An 18,586-nucleotide genomic window follows, 5' to 3' on the forward strand; every position below is an offset into this window, starting at 1 on the left:
CACCTTCCCCACCTAGGAACTTCACATATCTGAACTCTGTTCACCAGTAAGGCCGTTGGAGCGTAGAGCCAGCAGTTCCGGGTGACAATGCCCCGCGCGGGATTCACGGATGGGACCCGATCTCCCGGGCCCCACTACCATGGCGCTGATTCTTCTCAGCACGGAACGAACTGGAGCAAACTCATGGGCCTCGGCGTGCGCTGGACCCTGCACGGTGACGGGCGGACCCCCGCCCCCGGCGCCGTCGTCCGTCCGGACGAGCGGCTGTCCTGGCCCCGGACGATCGGCCTCGGCGCCCAGCACGTGGTGGCCATGTTCGGCGCGTCCTTCGTGGCGCCCGTCCTCATGGGCCTGGATCCCAACCTCGCGATCATGATGTCCGGCGTCGCCACGGTCATCTTCCTGCTCGCCACCAAGGGCCGGGTCCCCAGCTACTTGGGCTGCTCGCTCTCCTTCGTCGGGGTCGCCGCCACGATCCGGGCGAGCGGCGGGACCAGCGCCACCGTCACCGGCGCGGTCCTCGTCGTCGGCGCCGTGCTGTTCGCGGCGGGCCTCGCGGTGCAGCGGTTCGGCGCGCGGGTCATCCACGCCGCGATGCCGCCCATCGTGACCGGCGCGGTCGTGATGCTGATCGGCTTCAACCTGGCGCCGGTGACCGCCGCCACGTACTGGCCGCAGGACCAGTGGACCGCGCTGCTGGTGATGCTCTTCACCGGGCTCGCCGTGGTCTGCCTGCGCGGCTTCTGGTCCCGGGTCGCGATCTTCCTCGGGCTGCTCTTCGGCTACGCGATCTCCTGGCTCTTCGACCGTGTCTTCGGCAAGATCCACTCCGTTCCGGGCGCGGGCGAGGCCACCGACCACTGGCGTCTGGACCTCTCCGGAGTCGGCAGGGCCGACTGGATCGGTCTGCCCTCCTTCCACGCCCCGCACTTCGAGTGGTCCGCCATCCTGGTCGCCCTGCCCGTGGTGATCGCGCTGATCGCCGAGAACGCCGGACACGTCAAGGCCGTCGGTGAGATGACCGGCGACGACCTCGACGACAAGCTGGGCACCGCGATCGCCGCCGACGGTGTGGCCTCGGTGCTCTCCACCGCCGTCGGCGGCCCGCCCAACACCACCTACTCCGAGAACATCGGCGTCATGGCCGCCACCCGCGTCTACTCGACCGCCGCCTACTGGGCCGCCGCCGGCTTCGCGCTGCTCTTCGGTGTCTGCCCCAAGTTCGGCGCGATCGTCGCGGCCATCCCCGGCGGCGTCCTCGGCGGCATCACCGTCATCCTCTACGGCATGATCGGCCTGCTGGGCGCCCAGATCTGGATCAACGCCGAGGTGGACCTGCGCAATCCGCTGAACCTGGTCCCGGCGGCGGCCGGCATCATCATCGGCATCGGCGGCGTCAGCCTGAAGTTCACCGACGACTTCCGCCTCGGCGGGATCGCCCTGGGCACCATCGTGGTCATCACCGGCTACCACGTGCTGCGCGCCCTGGCCCCGGCCCATATGAAGGAGCAGGAGCCGCTGCTCGACGAGGGCACGTCGTCGTACGGCGAGCCGGGCGAGCGCGAGAGCCAGAGGGAGAGCGAGAGCGAGCGGGGGACGCCCGAGGGGCCTCAGCGCGCCAAGTCGTAGGCGTAGTCGGGCGCGAAGCTGCCCGCCGTGCCCCGGCAGCCGTCGGACTCGCCGGGCAGCTTCACCCACAGATAGGCGTCGATGCGCGCCTCGCCCGTCCGCGTGGTGGGGGCGCGTCCCAGGCCGCGCCCGGCCGGGTCGCACCACTGCCCGTCCGGCGGCGCGCCCCTGCCGTTGCGGCTGGTGTCGATCACCGCACCCAGCCGCGCGGGACCGCCCAGCGCCGTGAGCACCCGGCGCGCGTACGCCGCCTCGTCCGCCGTGGCGTGGAAGTTGGAGACGTTGGTGAAGATGCCGTCGCCACTGGTGGCGGCGCCCGCCGCGCGCAGCAGCCCGGCCATCTCGCCCGCGTCGCGCCAGCCGGAGTGGCCCGCGTCGAAGTACACCCTGGCCCGGGGGTCGGCCGCGTGGAGCGCGCGCCCCGCCCTGGCCAGCGAGGCGAACCGGGCCGTGCGCTCGCCCGCGGTGAGGCAGTCCGACTGGGCGATCGCGTCCGGCTCCAGGACCACGATGACCGGTGAACGCCCGAGCCCCGCCGCGAAGTTCCCCATCCACCTGTCGTACGCGGCGAGGTCCGGCGCGCCGCCCTGCGAGGCACCGCCGCAGTCCCGGCCGGGTATCGCGTACGGGACGAGCACCGCCACTCTGCCCTGTGCGGCCGCCGCCGAGGTCACCGCCCGTACCTCGCGCGTGATCGCGTCCGGGTCGTACGCGGTGAACCACACGGCCGTGGGGCGGTCCGCGATCCGGCGCTCGATCAGCGGGCGCCGGGGGTCACCGGGGTGGGCCCGGACCCAGTCGAGGACCTGCGAGTCGGGCGAGCGGTAGAGCGGGGCGGAGATCGCGCCCCGCGCGGGCGAGGGGGTGGCCGGGGGCCGGGGGGCCGTGGACGGACGGGCGGCGCGCGGGGTCGCGCGCGGGGGCGGCGGGGCCACGGAGGCCGGGGCGGGCACGGCGGGCAGGGTCGCGACGGCGGGCGACGGGGAGGGCGCGGGCCGGGCCGTGCCGCCGCCCTTGTCCCCGAGGGCCGCCACGGCGCCGGAGACCGCGCCGACGCCCACGACCGCGCAGGCCAGCGCCACCATGGCGGTGCGCCGGGCGGCCGCACGGCGCGCGGCTCTGTCCTCGCCGCGCCGGTGCGCGCGTGACGGCGGTGTTCCCGACAACCGCTGACTCCTCTTCCTCCGGGCCCGACGGCCCGTGTTCACCCGTTCCGGGGAAGCCCCGGGCACGGCGACGTCCCGGGCGGCGCCGGACTGGGACGCTGCCCCCATGGTGCGGATCGGACAGCGGGCAGGTGCCACGGGGCTCGCCGGGGCGTCGGTGGACACCGTAGCGGGGCGGATGCGGGCGCTGCGCGCGAGCCTGCCGCCCAAGGACGGCCTGGCCGTCTTCAACCGGGTCTATCTGGCGGTCACCGAGGAGATCGACCGCTCCCTGGCCCGGGGCGCGTTCGAGGACCCGGAGGCGGCGGCGACGCTGGACGTGCTGTTCGCCCGGCGGTATCTGCGGGCGGTCGACGCGGTGGCGGCGGGGCTGCGCCCGCCCGCCTGCTGGCGGCCGCTCTTCCAGTACCGGCGCCACCCGGGCGTACGCCCCCTGCAGTTCGCGCTCTGCGGCATCAACGCCCACATCGGGCACGACCTGGCCCTCGCCGTCGTCGACAGCTGCCGCGCCCTGGGGTGCGGACCGGAGGGTCTGGAGCGGGACTTCGAGCGGGTCGGCGACATGCTGGTGGCGCTGGAGGAGCGGGTGCGCGAGGAGCTGATGCCCGGGCCCGACCTGCTGGAGGTCGCGGACCCGCTCACGCATCTGCTGGCGTCGTGGAGCCTGGAGCGGGCGCGCGACGCGGCCTGGTCCTCGGCGCGGCTGCTGTGGCGGCTGCGGGAACTTCCCGAACTGTCCGGGGAGTTCAGGGAGCGGATGGACGCGGGGGTCGGCCTGGTGGGCCGATGCCTGTTGACGCCGTACGCGGGCCCCTCTCCCGCGCGCGCAGTCCCCGCCTGCCGCTCCGGCCCGGGCCCGGCCTTCTCCGGCTGACGCGGTACGACACGGGCGGCGCGGGGCTGTGAACGGATGACGGGACGGAGGAGGGGCCCGGGGGCCGCGGCCCCCGGGCCCCTCGATCCCGGTCCCCGCCCTCGTCGGTCCGCCGTCAGTCCTCCGGCAGCTCGACCGGCGCGATCTCGTCGTACAGGTCGCCCGGGCCGGGGTTGGTGCCGTCCGTGGCGCCGCCGAGGTGGTGCATGACGCCCCACACCGCGTTCAGCGCGGTCTGCACCGCGCCCTCGGCCCAGCCGGCCGTCCAGGAGATGTCGTCGCCCGCGAGGAAGATGCCCCGCTTGTCCTCGGGCAGCGAGTCCTGCATGAAGTGCGTGAACAGACGGCGCTGGTAGCGGTAGTGGCCCGGCAGGTTCGCCTTGAACGCGCCCATGAAGTACGGCTCGTTCTCCCACGACACGGTCACCGGGTTGCCGATGATGTGCTTGCGGATGTCGACCTTCGGGTAGATCTCGCCGAGCGACTTGAGCATGACCTCCATGCGCTCGTTCGCCGACAGCGGCAGCCACTTCAGGCTGTCGTCGCACCAGGTGTAGGAGAGGCAGATGACGGCGGGCTTGTCCGGGCCGTCGTCCAGCAGGTAGGTGCCACGGGTCATCCGGTCCGTGAGCGTCATCGACATGACGTCCCGGCCCGTCTCCTCATCCTTGTCCAGCCAGAACGGCCGGTCGACGGGCACGAAGAGCTTGCTCGACTCCATGTAGTGGGTGCGCTCGATCGCCGTCCAGTGGTCGATCGGGAAGAGCGAGTCATCGCACTCGATCTTGGAGAGCAGCATCCAGGACTGCGCGGTGAAGATCGCCGCGCGGTAGGTGCGGATGTCGCCCGACGCGTCGGTGACGGTGATCCGGTTGCCCGCGGTGCGGGTCAGGCGCGTGACCGCCGGGCGCGGCGCGCCCTCGTGCAGCGAGGAGAGCGAGGTGCCCTGCGCCCAGTGCACGATCTTCTCCGGCTCGCGCTCCCACAGCCGCAGCGGCAGCTGCTGGGAACCGCCGACGATGCCGCGGTGGTGGTCGTCCGCCTCGGTGTAGACGACGCGCAGGATCTCCAGGATGGAGTTGGGGAAGTCGGTGTCCCAGCCGCCGGTGCCGAACCCGACCTGGCCGAAGATCTCGCGGTGGCGGAAGGACTTGAACGCCTGCGAGTCGCAGAGGAAGCCGTAGAAGGTCTGGTTGTCGAGCTTCTCGACGAGCTTGGCCCAGATCTCCCGGATGCGCGGGACGTCGCGCTCGCGCATCGCGGTGTTCATGTCGGAGAAGTCGGCGCCCTCCTCCAGGCAGGCGTTCCACGCGGCGGCCACGTCGCGGTAGACCTGCGGCAGGTCGGCGATGGTCTCGGCGTAGTGCGACTCGCCCTTGAGGTCGACGACGGTCGAGGGGGTGGCCTCGGCGAGCGGGTTCGGGAACGGCTCGGTGACCAGGCCGACCAGGTCGATGTAGTGCTGGAGCGCCGTCGAGGAGGGCGGGAAGCGCATCGCGCCCATCTCCGCGGTCAGACCGTCCGTGCCGGGGCCGTCGAAGCCGACGGTGCGCAGCCGTCCGCCGATCTGGTCGGCCTCGTACACGACGGGCTTGAGGCCCATCTTCATCAGCTCGTACGCCGAGATGATGCCGGACAGACCGCCGCCGATGACGGCGACCTCGGTGCCGTGCTCGGTCGCGGGTATCTGGCCGAGCCCGGCCGGGTGGGCCAGGAAGTCGTCGTATGCGTAGGGGAAGTCCGGACCGAACATGGTGATCGGCGGCTGGCCCTCGGGCTGCGGGACGGCGGTGGGCACCGTGGACGTCATGGGGTACGGACTCCTTGCACAATACGAGGGGGGTAGGGGGCGGCCGGAAGGGTCCGGGTCAGACGAGGGAGGTGTAGAGGCCGGGGCGGCGGTCGCGCAGATACGGGTTGTTCGCGCGCGAGGCGGCCAGGAACTCGGGGTCGGCGTCGCCGACGACCAGTTCGGCCTCGCGGCCCGCGCGCGCCCGGGCGGTGCCGTCGGGTCCGGCCAGGCAGCTCAGCCCGACGAACTCGAACTCGCCCTCGGGGCCGGTCCGGTTGACGTACGCGATGTACATCTGGTTCTCGAAGGCGCGCACCGGCACCACGGACTCGGCGACGAACTGGAAGGGGTGCATCTGCGCGGTGGGCACCAGGAGGAGGTCGGTGCCGGCCAGGGCGTGCGCCCGGACGTTCTCGGGGAACTCCACGTCGTAGCAGATCATCATGCCCAGCCGCAGACCGTTCAGCTCGGCCTGGACGACCTGCTGGTCGCCGGGGGTGAACCACTTCTGCTCGAAGCAGCCGAAGAGGTGGGTCTTGCGGTAGTTCGCCAGGCGCTGCCCGTCGGCGGCGATCAGCTGCGCCGAGTTGTAGACGGTCTCGCCGTCCCGCTCGGGGTAGCCGTACAGGACCGCGAGGCCGTGCCGGCGGGCGATCTCGGCGATGGCCCGCGCTCCGGGGCCGTCGGCGGCCTCGGCGAGCCGGGGCACGTCGTCCCCGATGGCGTAGCCGGTGAGGAACATCTCGGCGGTGACCAGCAGGCCCGCCCCGGTCGCCGCGGCCCGGCCGGCGGCCTCGTCCAGCACCTTCAGGTTCGCGGCGACGTCACCCGGACGGCCGGAGCTCTGGAGCAGGGCGGTACGCAGCGGGGGCATGGCGGTCCTCGGGGCGAAAGTGGTTGAAGGGGTCACCTAGACGGTACGTTCCGCCGCTCGACCCCGACAAGGCACGACTGTTGCACGCCGGAGGAGGATTCGTTGCGCGTGAGCGGCCCTGTGCGGCGATTCGTTGCGTGGCCGCCGCGCGGCCCGTACGCCCCCGGGCCCCGGACCCGGACGATCAGGCGGGCGAGCCGGAGGAGAAGCGCCTGAGCAGGGGCGAGAGCACGAGGACCGACTTGGTGCGCTCCACGTAGGGCTCCCCGGCGATCCGTTCCAGGACCCGCTCGAAGTGGCGCATGTCCGAGGCGAAGACCTGGACGATCGCGTCCGCCTCACCGGTGACGGTGGAGGCGGACGCGACCTCGGGGTACCGCTCCAGGCCGCGCTTGATGGCGTCGGGCGAGGTGTTGCGGCGGCAGTACAGCTCGATGAAGCCCTCGGTCTCCCAGCCCAGCGCCGCGGGGTCCACCCGGACGGTGAATCCGGTGATGGCGCCCTCGGCGCGCAGCCGGTCCACGCGCCGCTTCACGGCGGGCGCGGAGAGGCCGATCAGCGAACCGATGTCGGCGTAGGAGCGGCGGGCGTCTTCAGCGAGGGCGTGGACGATGCGCTCGTCGAGGTCATTGAGTCGCACTGCGGGTGGATCACTTCTCTGCGGATACGGTGTCCGTGGCCGTGGCCAGTCGGGAGCGGCGGATGCCGTACCCGAAGTAGATCACGAGACCGACGGCCATCCAGACTCCGAACACGGTCCAGGTGGACGTGCCGAGGCCCTTCATCATGTAGATGCAGAAGAAGAAGCCGAGGATCGGGCAGACCCAGCCGAGCGGGGCGCGGAAGGTGCGCGGCATGTCCGGGCGGGTCCGGCGCAGCACGATGACCGCGATGTTGACCAGCGCGAAGGCGAAGAGCGTGCCGATGCTGGTGGCGTCGACGAGGTCGCCGAGCGGGACGGCCGCGGCGAGCACACCGCAGAAGAGCGACACGATGACCGTGTTGGCGCGGGGGGTGCCGGTCTTGGGGTTGACCTTGCCGAAGACCTTGGGGACCAGGCCGTCGCGGGACATCGAGAACAGGATGCGGGTCTGGCCGTAGAGCACGGTCAGCACCACGCTGGCGATGGAGATGACGGCGCCGGCCGCGAGCAGCGTGCCCCAGAAGGTCTGGCCACTGACGTCGTTCATGATCGCGGCGAGGGTCGCCTCGCTGCCCTCGAAGGTCTTCCACTGGCGGGCGCCCACGGCGACCGCGGCGACCAGCACGTACAGCGCGGTGACGATGATCAGCGAGAGCATGATCGCGCGCGGCAGGTCGCGCTGCGGGTTCTTGGCCTCCTCACCGGCGGTGGAGGCGGCGTCGAAACCGATGTAGGAGAAGAAGAGCGAGGAGCCCGCGGCGCTGACACCGGCCATGCCGAGCGGCATGAAGTCGGAGTAGTTGCCGGACTTGAAGCCCATGATGCCGATGGAGCAGAAGAGCACCAGGGTGACGATCTTGACCGCCACCATGATGGTGTTGGCGCGGGCCGACTCCCGGGCGCCGCCGAGCAGGAACACCATCGCGAGCAGCACGACGATCAGCGCGGGCAGGTTGAATATCCCGCCGTCGCCGGGCGGCGCGGAGAGCGCGTCCGGGATGGTGACGCCGATGGTCCCGTCGAGCAGCTCGTTGAGGTACTGCCCCCAGCCGACGGCCACGGCCGCGACCGAGACGCCGTACTCCAGGATCAGGCACCAGCCGCAGACCCAGGCGACGAGTTCGCCCAGCGTTGCGTACGCGTAGGAGTACGAGGAGCCCGCGACCGGGATGGAGCCCGCCAGCTCGGCGTAGGAGAGCGCGGAGAACAGCGCGGTGAGTCCGGCGAGGACGAACGACAGGGTGACCGCCGGTCCGGCCTTGGGGACGGCTTCGCCCAGGACGACGAAGATGCCGGTGCCGAGCGTGGCACCGATGCTGATCATGGTCAGCTGCCACATGCCGAGGGTGCGGCGCAGAGTGCCGCCCTCGCCCTTGCCACCCTCGGCGACCAGCAGTTCTACCGGCTTGCGCCGCAGCAGCGGGTTGCCGGGGCGCGGGGCCCCGGTGGCCGGTGCTGCTGCGGTGGGGGGCGCTGTGCCGTGGTCCAACACTTCAGTGGGCTCCTTGTCGCTGCCTTCGGACGTCGGCGACCACGACGGTCCGGCCCTTCCCGTACGAAGGGGCAATCCGGGCATGACTGAGCACACCGTGGCCGGTACCGCCGAGCAGGCGGTCGCCGCCACTCCACGTATCGCGAGAAGAGTAAAGGGTTCCGCTTCCCGCTCGTAATGCAGCAACCTTGCGCATCGGTGAATGATCATTGCGCACAAGCGCGACGGATGGGTGTTTGTTGCGCATCAGTGTTCGATCCGTGCGTCAACGGTGTGATCGGGCCGTGCCCGGCGGGGTAGGAGTGAGGTCCCCGACACCCCTGCCGACGTGTGTCCGGGTACCCCGATCGGAGGCGTCGATGACCTGGCTGGACCCGGATCCGTTCCTGCGCGGGGTGGCGTGGCGGGACGCGAAGGGCGCGCCGGTGCGGGCGGACCCCGACGACCTGGCACGACTGCCCTGGGACACCGCGGAGCGGGCCGGACTGCCGATAGGGGTGCGGCTGGAGTTCACCGCCGCCGGGGCGTCGGCGGTGGAGATCCACTACCGCGCCGAGGTGCCCGCGCCGGGCGAGGAGATGCGCTCCCTGGCCCACACCTTCGCGCTGTGGGCGGACGGCCGCCTCGTCCACGAGACGGCCGTGACCCCGGCCGAGGAGGCGGTCGCGGTCCTCGAACTCCCGCCCGGCGGCGGCCCGTTCACCCTCCATCCGCCGCAGGACCGCGCACCGCGCGTCCTCGCCCTGCGCGGGGTCGGCGGCACGCTCACGCCCGCCCCGCGCGGGCCGCGCTGGCTGGTCCACGGCGACTCGATCACGGAGGGCTGGTGGTCGACCCGTCCCGCCCACGCCTGGCCGGCGGTGGCCGGGCGGACGCTCGGCCTGGACACCGTCAACCTCGGTTACGCGGGAGCCGCCCGCGGCGAACTCGCCGTCGCCGAACAACTCGCGACTCTGCCGGCGGACGTCCTGACCCTCGCCTTCGGCACCAACTGCTGGTCGGCGGTGCCGAGTTCGGCGACGCTGCTGTATGAGACGACCAGGGCGTTCCTGGCCCTGGTGCGCCGGGGCCATCCGCGTACCCCGCTGTTGCTGCTCTCGCCGCTGCTGCGTCCGGCCGCCGAGCGCACCCCGAACGCGCTGGGCGCCACGCTGGGCGCCCTGCGCTCCGCGATGGAGGCGGCGGCCCGGGACCGTGTCGCGGACGGCGACAGCCGCCTTCACGTGCTTTCCGGACGCGGCCTGGTGACCGAGGACGACCTGGCGGACGGTCTGCACCCGAACGACGGCGGCCACGCGAAGGTCGCGGCGGCGGTGGCGGAGGCGCTGCGGCCCCACGTATAGAGCCGGGACCCCGCATAGGGAGATGGCCCCCCGCGCACAGCGCGGGGGGCCATCTCCACAGGGGCACGGGGGGCCGTCTCTTCAGGGGCGCGGAGAACCGCGCGATCGGCCACGGCGAACCCGCGGACGAAGGACCGGGCCCGCGGGGCGCCTAGCTCCAGCTGGCGTGCAGCGGCTTGCCCTCCGCGTAACCGGCGGCGGACTGGATGCCGACGACCGCCTTCTCCTCGAACTCCGCGAGCGAGCTCGCGCCCGCGTAGGTGCAGGAGGAGCGGACGCCCGCGATGATCGAGTCGATCAGGTCCTCGACGCCCGGCCGGGTCGGGTCGAGGAACATCCGCGAGGTGGAGATGCCCTCCTCGAAGAGCGCCTTGCGGGCCCGGTCGTACGCGGACTCCTCGCTCGTGCGGTTGCGCACCGCGCGGGCCGAGGCCATGCCGAACGACTCCTTGTAGAGCCGGCCGTCGGCGGACTGCTGGAGGTCGCCCGGGGACTCGTACGTACCGGCGAACCAGGAGCCGATCATGACGTTGGAGGCACCGGCCGCGAGCGCCATGGCGACGTCGCGCGGGTGGCGCACACCGCCGTCAGCCCACACGTGCTTGCCGTACTTCTTCGCCTCGGCCGCGCACTCCAGGACGGCGGAGAACTGCGGGCGGCCCACACCGGTCATCATCCGGGTGGTGCACATCGCGCCGGGGCCCACACCCACCTTGATGATGTCGGCGCCCGCGTCGATGAGGTCGCGCACGCCCTCGGCGGCGACGATGTTGCCCGCGACGATCGGAACCCGCGGGTCCAGGCCGCGGACGGCCTTGATCGCGGCGATCATCGACTCCTGGTGGCCGTGGGCGGTGTCCACGACGATCGTGTCGGCGCCGGCGTCAAGGAGCTGCTTGGCCTTGCCCGCCACGTCGCCGTTGATGCCGACGGCGGCGGCGATCCGCAGCTTGCCGGAGGCGTCGGTGGCCGGGGTGTACAGGGTCGCGCGCAGGGCGCCCTTGCGGGTGAGGATGCCGGCGAGGCGGCCGTCCTTGTCCACGGCCGGGGCGTAGCGGCGGTTGGCGTGGTCGAGCTTGTTGAACGCCTCGCGCGGGTCGATGTCCGCGTCGAGCAGCAGCAGGTCCTTGGACATGACCTCGGAGAGCTGCGTGAAGCGGTCGACGCCGGTCAGGTCGGCGTCGGTGACGACACCGACGGGGCGCTGCTCGGCGTCGACGACGACACCGGCGTTGTGGGCGCGCTTGGGCAGCAGCGCCAGCGCGTCCGCGACAGTCTGGGTCGGCGCGAGGACGATCGGGGTGTCGAGTACGTGGTGACGCGTCTTGACCCAGGTGATGACGTCGGTGACGACCTCGATCGGGATGTCCTGCGGGATGACGACGATTCCGCCGCGGCGCGCCACGGTCTCGGCCATCCGCCGTCCCGCGATGGCCGTCATGTTGGCGACGACGAGCGGGATCGTGGTGCCCGAACCGTCGGGCGAGGCCAGGTCGACGCCCTGGCGGGAGCCCACCGCGGAGCGGCTGGGGACCATGAACACATCGTCGTACGTCAGGTCGTACGGCGGCTTGATGTCATTGAGGAAACGCACGTGCAGAACATCCCAGTCGATCGGAGTGACCCCAGGCATTTCAGCCGGGGCTAAACGCACGTACTTCATTGTCCCATGTCCGGGTGTTCGCGCCGCCCGGGCCGATCCTCCAGAGGCCGGGAAGGGTCCTGGTGCGATCAGACGAACGTGCCGAGGGCGAGCACCACCGCCAGGGTGCCGCTGTCACCGTCGGCCGCCGCCTCGTCCAGCACGTCCCGGGCCGTCTCCCACTCCTGCGGCCGCGCCCGCGCGTACCCCTGCCAGCCCCGCACCACCAGCAGCCGGCCGGGGTCGGCCGGGCCCCAGTCGGGATCGCCCAGGCAGTCGGCGAGGGCGTCCCAGTTGCGGCCGAACCACTCCGGCAGGCGCAGCGCGCGGGCGCAGCGGTCCATGAAGCCGGCCTTGTCGGTGACCCCGGTGAGGTCGAGCACGTCGACCTGCCAGCCGGTGGCCCGTACGGCGTCGAAGGGGTCGGCCGTCATCGCAGCACCGCCAGAAACGTCTTGTAGTGGTCGCCGGTGTAGTAGATCTCGCCGCCCTGCCCGGTGACCAGCCGCCGGGCGCCGCGGTCGCGCGACTTCGGGGTGGTCACCGTGTACTCGTGGTAGTAGCCGCGCGCGTGCCGCGGCAGGGCCTTCTCGGCGTTGCCGAAGACCGTGCCGTCCTTGCTGTACGGGAAGGGGCCGCCCCGGTCGACGAGCTCCAGGGTCCGCCGGGCCTCGGCGGGCAGCCCGCCGACGCGGACGGTCGCCATGCCGCGGGCCCAGCCGGGCGTGGCGGCGGCGGTGGCGGTGGCGGCGCGGGACGGCCCGGCGTCCTTCTCCCCGGCGCCCCCGCACCCCGCGAGCAGCAGCGCCAGGCACGCCAGCAGGGCGGCGACGGTCGTTCGGACGGACCTGGTGGGCATGCGCCGATGCTGCCACCTCGGACCTGCGGGCGCGAACGGACCGGGTGAGGATGGGGACATGCTGCTCGCCGACGTGGCCACGACCTCCCGCGAGATCGCGGCGACCTCCTCCCGTACGAGGAAGGCCGCCCTGCTCGCCGCGCTGTTCCGCGAGACCGCCCCGGCCGAGGCCCCGCTGGTGGTCACCTATCTGGCGGGTCGGCTGCCGCAGCGCCGTACGGGCCTGGGCTGGAGCACCCTGAAGGACCGCCCGCCGCCCGCCGGGAGCCCCGCCCTCACCGTCCAGGAGGTCGACGCGGCCCTCGACCGGATCGGCGCGCTGTCGGGCAAGGGCGCCCAGGGCGAGCGCGGACGGCTGGCGCGCGAGCTGATGGCCGCCGCCACCGAGGAGGAGCAGCGGTTCCTCATCGGTCTGATCACCGGCGAGGTCCGCCAGGGCGCGCTCGACGCGGCGGCCGTGGAGGGCCTCGCCCGGGCGACCGGCGCCCCGGCGGCGGAAGTGCGGCGCGCGGTGATGCTCGGCGGCTCGCTGGGGGCCGTGGCCCAGGCACTCCTCGGCGGTGGCGGTGACGCGCTGGCGGCCTTCCGGATGGACGTGGGCCGGCCGGTGCTGCCGATGCTGGCGCACACCGCCAAGGACGTGGACGAGGCGCTGGACCGGCTGGGCCCGTGCGCGGTGGAGGAGAAGCTCGACGGCATCCGGGTGCAGGTCCACCGGGACGGCGACGAGGTGCGCGTCTTCACCCGTACGCTCGACGAGATCACCGCACGGCTGCCCGAAGTGGTGGCCGCCGCCCGCGAGTTGCAGGCCGAGCGGGCGATCCTCGACGGCGAAGTGATCGCGCTCGACCGGGAGGGGCGGCCCCGGCAGTTCCAGGACATCGCGGGACGGGTGGGTTCCCGGCTGGACGTGGCCGGCGCCCAGGACCGGTTGCCACTGTTTCCGGTCTTTTTCGATCTGCTCTCGGTGGACGGCCGCGACCTCCTCGATCTGCCGGTGCGGGAGCGCTGCGCCGAGCTGGTCCGGGTGGCACCGGAGCCGCGCCGGGTGCGGCGGGTGGTGGTGGAGGACCCGGCCGATCCCGAACAGCGGGCGGAGGCAGGGGAGTTCGCGGCGCTGACGCTGGAGCGCGGCCATGAGGGCGTGGTGGTGAAGGCGCTGGACTCGGCGTACAGCGCGGGCCGCAGGGGCGCGTCCTGGCTGAAGGTCAAGCCGGTGCACACCCTCGACCTGGTGGTGCTGGGGGCGGAGTGGGGGCACGGCCGGCGCACCGGCCGGCTCTCCAATCTGCACCTGGGCGCCCGCCGCCCGGACGGCTCGTTCGCCATGCTGGGCAAGACGTTCAAGGGTCTCACCGATGTGCTGCTCGCCTGGCAGACCGAGCGGCTGCGGGAGCTGGCGGTGGCCGAGGAGCCGTGGGGAGTGCGGGTGCGGCCGGAACTCGTCGTAGAGATCGCCTTCGACGGGGTGCAGAGATCGTCCCGCTACCCGGAGGGGGTGACACTGAGGTTCGCACGGGTAGTGCGCTACCGCGAGGACAAGAGCGCCTCGGAGGCGGACACGGTCGCCACGGTGAAGCAGCTGGGCGGCGGGAGGGACTGAGGCAGTGGGGTCGGAGCAGGTGCGGGAGCGGGTACGGCGGGCACGGCAGGAGGCGGCGCGGCTGGCCTCCGAGGGGGTCCGCGCGGTGGCGCTGACCTCGGTGGACAACGCGGGCATCGCGCGCGTGAAGGCGGTGCCCGCGGCCCGGCTGCCCTCGGTCGTGGAGCGCGGGGTCGGGATGTCGCCGTGCTTCGACGCCTTCCTGGTGGACGACTCGGCCACCTCCAGCCGCTTCAGCGGCGGCCCGGACGGCGATCTGCGGCTCTTCCCCGACCTGGACCGGCTGACCGTGCTCGCCGGGCAGCCGGGCTGGGCCTGGGCCCCGGTCGACCGCTACGACCAGCGGGGCGGTGAACACCCGGGCTGCCAGCGGCTGTTCGCCCGGCGGATGACGGTCGAGGCCGCCGAGCGGGGCCTCTCGCTGCGCATGGGCTTCGAGACGGAGTGGACGGTCGCGCCCGCGCTCGAGGGCCCGGCGTACGGGATGGCGCGGGTCGTGGAGCGGTCCGCGTACCTCGGTGATGTGCTCGGCGCACTGCTGGACCAGGGGGTGGATGTGCTGCAGATCCACCCCGAGTACACCGAAGGCCAGTTCGAGGTGTCGGTGGCCCCCACCGATCCGGTGGGAGCCGCGGATCTGTCGGTGCTGGTGCGCGAGACGATCCGCGCGGTCTCGGTACGGCACGGCCTCACACCCTTCTTCGGCCCCGTGGTCACCCCGGGCGGCGTCGCCAACGGGGCCCATCTCCACCTCAGCCTCTGGCGGGACGGCCGGAACCTGTGCGGCGGCGGTGACGGCCGTCTCGCCATGACGGCCGAGGGCGAGGCGTTCCTGGCGGGCGTCCTGGCGGCCCTGCCCGCCCTGGTCGCCGTCGGCGCCCCCTCCCCCGCCAGCTACCTCCGCCTGGAACCCTCCCGCTGGGCCGGCGCGTTCCAGTGCTGGGGGCACGAGAACCGGGAGGCCGCCCTCCGCTTCATCACCGGCGCGCCCGACGACCCGGACGCCGCCAACGCCGAGGTCAAGTGCTTCGACCCGGCCGCCAATCCGTATCTCGCGGTGGGCGCGGTGATCGCGGCGGGTCTCGCGGGCCTGGACGCCAAGGCGATGCTGCCCGAGCCGGTCTCGGGCGACCCCGCGACGGTCGGCGGCTCGCCGCGCCTGCCCGCCTCGCTGCCCGAGGCGCTGCGCCACTTCACCGCGTCCGCCGTCCTGCGCGAGGCCATGGGCGACCCGCTCTTCGAGGCGTTCGCGGCGGTCCGCCAGGCGGAGTCGGCCCTGTTCGAGGGCAGGTCCCCGCAGGAGATCGCGGACGCGACGCGGGGGCGGTACTGAGATGGGCGGCCGGGAGGGGGCGCCGGCGCGGCCCGGGGAGGCGGCCGACGACCGGCTCCGCCGTACACCGGTCGAGGTCCCCGCGGGCACGCTCCTCGACCACCACTGCCACGGCGTGCTGCGCACGGACCCCGGGCCTGCCGCCTTCGAGGCGTTCCTGACGGAGGCCGACGGGCCCGCCGCGCCCGGGACGAGCTTCTTCGACACCCAGCTCGGCTTCGCGGTGCGCCGCTGGTGCCCGCCGCTGCTGGGGCTGGAGCCGCACTGCACCCCGGAGCGCTATCTGGCCCGGCGCGCCGAACTCGGCGCCCGCGAGGCGACCCGGCTGCTCCTGCGCGGCAGCGGGATCGGCGCGTACGTCATGGACACCGGCCTGCCCGGCGACATCACCGGCCCCGACGAGCTCGCCGAGCTGAGCGGCGCCCCGGTCCACGAGATCGTGCGCCTGGAGCGGCTGGCCGAGCTCGCGGCCGACACGACGCGGGACGCGGACGCGTTCCTGGCGGAGCTGGCGGCGCGCGTCCGCTCGGCGGCGACCACGGCCGTGGGCTTCAAGTCGGTGGCCGCCTACCGGTACGGGCTCGACCTCGCCCCCGAGCCGCCCGCGCTCCACGAGGTACGGGACGCGGCGGCGAATTGGCTGAAAAAACGGCCGAAGGGCGACCGTCTCAAGGATCCGGTGCTGCTGCGCCATCTGCTGTGGTCGGCGGTCGCGACCCGGCTCCCGCTCCAGCTGCACACCGGCTTCGGCGACCCGGACCTACGGCTGCACCGCTGCGACCCGCTGCTCCTGACGGACTTCATCCGCGCCACGCGCCGCTCGGGCACCCCGCTGATCCTGCTGCACGGCTACCCGTACCACCGCAACGCCGCCTACCTCGCCCATGTGTACCCGCATGTGTACGCGGACATGGGCCTCACCCTCAGCCACACGGGGGCGCGGGCCGGCGCGGTCCTGGCCGAGATGCTGGAGCTCACCCCGTTCGGCAAGCTGCTCTTCTCCACGGACGCCTACGGCCTGCCCGAGCTGTACGTGGTCGGGGCGCGCCTGTTCCGGGAGGGCCTGAACGAACTCCTGGAAACGTGGACGGCATCGGGAGCGTGGTCGCACGCGGACGCGCACCGGGTCACCGGCCTCCTGTCGAGCGAGAACGCGCAACGCGTGTACACCTGACCGGGGGGCCTGGGCCTACGTGGTGGGACATCCCCACCCCCAGGGGCGCGGGGAACCGCGCGCCAGCCCCAACCCGCCCGCGGACAAAAAGACGGGGCCGGCCCCTCCAAGGGGGGGGCGGGGAACTGCGCGACCAAGCCCCACCGGCCCGCAGACAGAAAACCACGAACCGGGGCGAAGCCCACATGGGGGCCGGGCCCACCCGGGGAGGGAAGGGGGCTCAGTCCCCGTCCGGGTCCGCCCGGTTCAGCGCGGGCCGAGGCTGCGCACCCGTCTCGTGCAGCAGGAAGTCCGCCGCGGCGGTGTCGGTCACAAGACTGGTGACCAGCCCCGACCGCAGCACCGCGTCGATCGCCGACGCCTTCCGCGCACCCCCGGCGATCGCCACGACCTCCGGAATCCGCCGCAGCCGGTCCGCCTCGACCGTGATGCACCGCTCCCCGAGGTCCCGCCCGACCCGACGCCCCTCGGCATCGAACAGATGGGCGGACATCTCGGCCGCGACGCCGAGCGAGGCGTAGTGCGCCCGCTCCTCGTCGGTCAGCATGTCGTGCACCGTGGAGATGCCCGGCTCCCACGAGCCGATGGACACGGCGGCCACGGTCACCTTGTCGAAGTACTCGAAGGCGCGGGCGATCCCGGTCTGGTTGCGCAGGGCGGCCGCGGTGGCCGCGTCCGGCAGCAGCATCGGCGCGTAGATGGGGTGGGCGTCGCCGCCGGACACCTGGGCGGCGCGCCGTACGGCCTCGACCGAGCCGCGCTCGGCGGTGCCCGCGTCGTACACCCCGGTGAGCTGCACGACCGTGCAGGGCGGCAGCCGGTCGAGGGCCGCGGCCATGTGGATGGTGGACCGGCCCCAGGCCAGGCCCAGCACGTCGCCCTCGCTGACCAGCTCGCCGAGGAGGTCGGCGGCGACCTCGCCCAGGTTCTCGGGGTCGGGCGACGACTCGTCCTCGCCCGCCTCGGGGGACTCGACGACGACCGCGTGCCGCAGCCCGTACCGGGCGCGCAGCGCGTCCGAGCGTTCCGCGTCCAGCTCCGCCGGGACGCGGATCTCGATTCTCACGAGGTCGCGCTCCAGCGCGGTCTCCAGGACCCGGGCCACCTTGAAGCGGCTGACGCCGAACTCCTCCGCGATCTGGATCTTGGACTTGCCCTCCAGATAGAAGCGGCGGGCCATCGCCGCCGCCTGCACCAGCTCCGCGGGTCCCATCCGCAGGGCTGACCGACCCGCCGACATTGCAGACACCGCGATCTCCTCACTGCTGTTCACACTCTGGACTCGCTGTTCATCCTGTCAGATCCAACGGTCCTTGATCAGCCCCGGAGGGCCGCGTTCACCGAGCCGTGGCTCAGTGGCCGCATGCCCAGGGGGCGTCAGCCGTGCTCCGTTCCGCCATGGAGCGCAGGGTACGCACCGCGTCGGCGGGGTCCTTCGCTCCGTAGACGGCCGACCCGGCGACGAAGACGTCCGCGCCCGCCTCCGCGCACCGCTCGATGGTCGCCGCGGAGACTCCGCCGTCCACCTGGAGCCACAGTTCGAGGCCGTGCTTGGAGATCAGCTCCCGGGTGCGGCGGATCTTCGGCAGCATCACGTCCAGGAACGGCTGGCCGCCGAAGCCCGGCTCCACGGTCATGATGAGCAGCATGTCCAGCTCGGGCAGCAGGTCCTCGTACGGCTCGATGGGCGTCGCGGGCTTGAGCGCCATCGACGCCCGCGCCCCCTTCGCCCGGATCTCCCGCGCGAGCCGCACGGGCGCGGCGGCGGCCTCGGCGTGGAAGGTGACCGACCCGGCGCCGGCCTCGACGTACTGCGGGGCCCACCGGTCGGGGTCCTCGATCATCAGATGGCAGTCCAGCGGGGTGCCCGTCGCCCGGCGCAGGGATTCCACGACCGGCACACCCAGCGTGAGGTTGGGCACGAAGTGGTTGTCCATGACGTCCACGTGCAGCCAGTCGGCGCCTTCGACGGCCTTGGCCTCTTCGGCGAGACGCGCGAAGTCGGCGGAGAGGATGCTGGGGTTGATCTGAGCCATGCCCCAAGCCTGCCATGCCTCGCACCACTTGCCTGCCACGGTACGGACTCGGTGCCCGCGGGAGGCGAGACCTACGTCTCTCCTACGCCTCTCCCACGACTCGCCGGACCGGGACGCTCCGTGTAA

Annotated in this window: 16 protein-coding genes; 6 read left to right on the forward strand and 10 right to left on the reverse strand. The window is 72.9% G+C overall.

Features of this window, described 5'->3' with window-relative positions; genetic code table 11:
* Positions 1 to 183: 183 nt before the first annotated feature.
* The gene (locus tag ABZ404_RS21825) at positions 184 to 1,629 is read left to right on the forward strand and encodes a solute carrier family 23 protein (RefSeq protein ID WP_358837468.1); all 1,446 of its coding nucleotides are present in this window, start codon (positions 184 to 186) and stop codon (positions 1,627 to 1,629) included.
* Here ABZ404_RS21825 and ABZ404_RS21830 read toward each other — a convergent pair.
* Complete coding sequence (locus ABZ404_RS21830; protein WP_358990742.1) at positions 1,611 to 2,714, reverse strand: glycoside hydrolase family 6 protein; 1,104 nt, start codon at positions 2,712 to 2,714, stop codon at positions 1,611 to 1,613. The two genes, ABZ404_RS21825 and ABZ404_RS21830, sit on opposite strands and share 19 nt — an antisense overlap.
* A gap of 187 nt (positions 2,715 to 2,901) precedes the next feature.
* On the opposite strand from ABZ404_RS21830, the gene ABZ404_RS21835 reads away from it, so the two are divergent.
* On the forward strand, positions 2,902 to 3,669 hold the full coding sequence (locus ABZ404_RS21835) for a DUF5995 family protein (protein ID WP_358990700.1): 768 nt from the start codon (positions 2,902 to 2,904) through the stop codon (positions 3,667 to 3,669).
* A 115-nt stretch (positions 3,670 to 3,784) separates the two neighbouring features.
* On the opposite strand, the gene ABZ404_RS21840 is transcribed toward ABZ404_RS21835, so the two are convergent.
* The 4 genes from ABZ404_RS21840 to ABZ404_RS21855 form a co-directional block, all read right to left on the reverse strand.
* A complete protein-coding gene (locus tag ABZ404_RS21840) occupies positions 3,785 to 5,479 on the reverse strand; it encodes an NAD(P)/FAD-dependent oxidoreductase (protein ID WP_358835063.1) in 1,695 nt (564 codons plus the stop codon).
* A gap of 58 nt (positions 5,480 to 5,537) precedes the next feature.
* Positions 5,538 to 6,335 carry a carbon-nitrogen hydrolase family protein gene (locus ABZ404_RS21845; protein ID WP_358835062.1) on the reverse strand — a complete coding sequence of 266 codons (798 nt, stop codon included), beginning with the start codon at positions 6,333 to 6,335 and terminating at the stop codon, positions 5,538 to 5,540.
* 184 nt (positions 6,336 to 6,519) lie between these two features.
* Positions 6,520 to 6,975: an Lrp/AsnC family transcriptional regulator gene (locus ABZ404_RS21850; RefSeq protein WP_358835061.1), complete on the reverse strand. Its 456-nt coding sequence runs from the start codon at positions 6,973 to 6,975 to the stop codon at positions 6,520 to 6,522.
* A 10-nt stretch (positions 6,976 to 6,985) separates the two neighbouring features.
* Complete coding sequence (locus ABZ404_RS21855; RefSeq protein ID WP_358835060.1) at positions 6,986 to 8,470, reverse strand: amino acid permease; 1,485 nt, start codon at positions 8,468 to 8,470, stop codon at positions 6,986 to 6,988.
* Positions 8,471 to 8,829: 359 nt separating this feature from the next.
* On the opposite strand from ABZ404_RS21855, the gene ABZ404_RS21860 reads away from it, so the two are divergent.
* Positions 8,830 to 9,813, forward strand: a complete 984-nt coding sequence (locus ABZ404_RS21860; RefSeq protein ID WP_358835059.1) for a GDSL-type esterase/lipase family protein — start codon at positions 8,830 to 8,832, stop codon at positions 9,811 to 9,813.
* 151 nt (positions 9,814 to 9,964) lie between these two features.
* Here ABZ404_RS21860 and ABZ404_RS21865 read toward each other — a convergent pair whose 3' ends face one another.
* The 3 genes from ABZ404_RS21865 to ABZ404_RS21875 form a co-directional block, all read right to left on the reverse strand.
* Entirely contained in the window at positions 9,965 to 11,446 is a 1,482-nt protein-coding gene (locus tag ABZ404_RS21865) for a GuaB1 family IMP dehydrogenase-related protein (RefSeq protein ID WP_358835058.1), read from the reverse strand.
* 98 nt (positions 11,447 to 11,544) lie between these two features.
* A complete protein-coding gene (locus tag ABZ404_RS21870) occupies positions 11,545 to 11,889 on the reverse strand; it encodes a barstar family protein (RefSeq protein WP_358835057.1) in 345 nt (114 codons plus the stop codon).
* A complete protein-coding gene (locus ABZ404_RS21875) occupies positions 11,886 to 12,314 on the reverse strand; it encodes a ribonuclease domain-containing protein (protein ID WP_358835056.1) in 429 nt (142 codons plus the stop codon). The genes ABZ404_RS21870 and ABZ404_RS21875 overlap by 4 nt, the downstream gene beginning before the upstream one ends.
* A gap of 58 nt (positions 12,315 to 12,372) precedes the next feature.
* On the opposite strand from ABZ404_RS21875, the gene ABZ404_RS21880 reads away from it, so the two are divergent.
* From ABZ404_RS21880 to ABZ404_RS21890, 3 genes are read left to right on the forward strand one after another with little or no spacing between them, the layout of a single operon-like run.
* On the forward strand, positions 12,373 to 13,917 hold the full coding sequence (locus tag ABZ404_RS21880; RefSeq protein WP_358835055.1) for an ATP-dependent DNA ligase: 1,545 nt from the start codon (positions 12,373 to 12,375) through the stop codon (positions 13,915 to 13,917).
* A gap of 4 nt (positions 13,918 to 13,921) precedes the next feature.
* Entirely contained in the window at positions 13,922 to 15,250 is a 1,329-nt protein-coding gene (locus tag ABZ404_RS21885; protein ID WP_358835054.1) for a glutamine synthetase family protein, read from the forward strand.
* A gap of 1 nt (position 15,251) precedes the next feature.
* Positions 15,252 to 16,424: an amidohydrolase family protein gene (locus tag ABZ404_RS21890; protein WP_358835053.1), complete on the forward strand. Its 1,173-nt coding sequence runs from the start codon at positions 15,252 to 15,254 to the stop codon at positions 16,422 to 16,424.
* A gap of 220 nt (positions 16,425 to 16,644) precedes the next feature.
* On the opposite strand, the gene ABZ404_RS21895 is transcribed toward ABZ404_RS21890, so the two are convergent.
* On the reverse strand, positions 16,645 to 17,697 hold the full coding sequence (locus ABZ404_RS21895) for a sugar-binding domain-containing protein (protein WP_358835052.1): 1,053 nt from the start codon (positions 17,695 to 17,697) through the stop codon (positions 16,645 to 16,647).
* 79 nt (positions 17,698 to 17,776) lie between these two features.
* The gene (rpe, locus tag ABZ404_RS21900) at positions 17,777 to 18,460 is read right to left on the reverse strand and encodes a ribulose-phosphate 3-epimerase (RefSeq protein ID WP_358835051.1); all 684 of its coding nucleotides are present in this window, start codon (positions 18,458 to 18,460) and stop codon (positions 17,777 to 17,779) included.
* Between the last annotated feature and the right edge of the window lie 126 nt (positions 18,461 to 18,586).

The organism is Streptomyces sp. NPDC005878 (genome assembly GCF_040629815.1).
Taxonomy (GTDB): domain Bacteria; phylum Actinomycetota; class Actinomycetes; order Streptomycetales; family Streptomycetaceae; genus Streptomyces.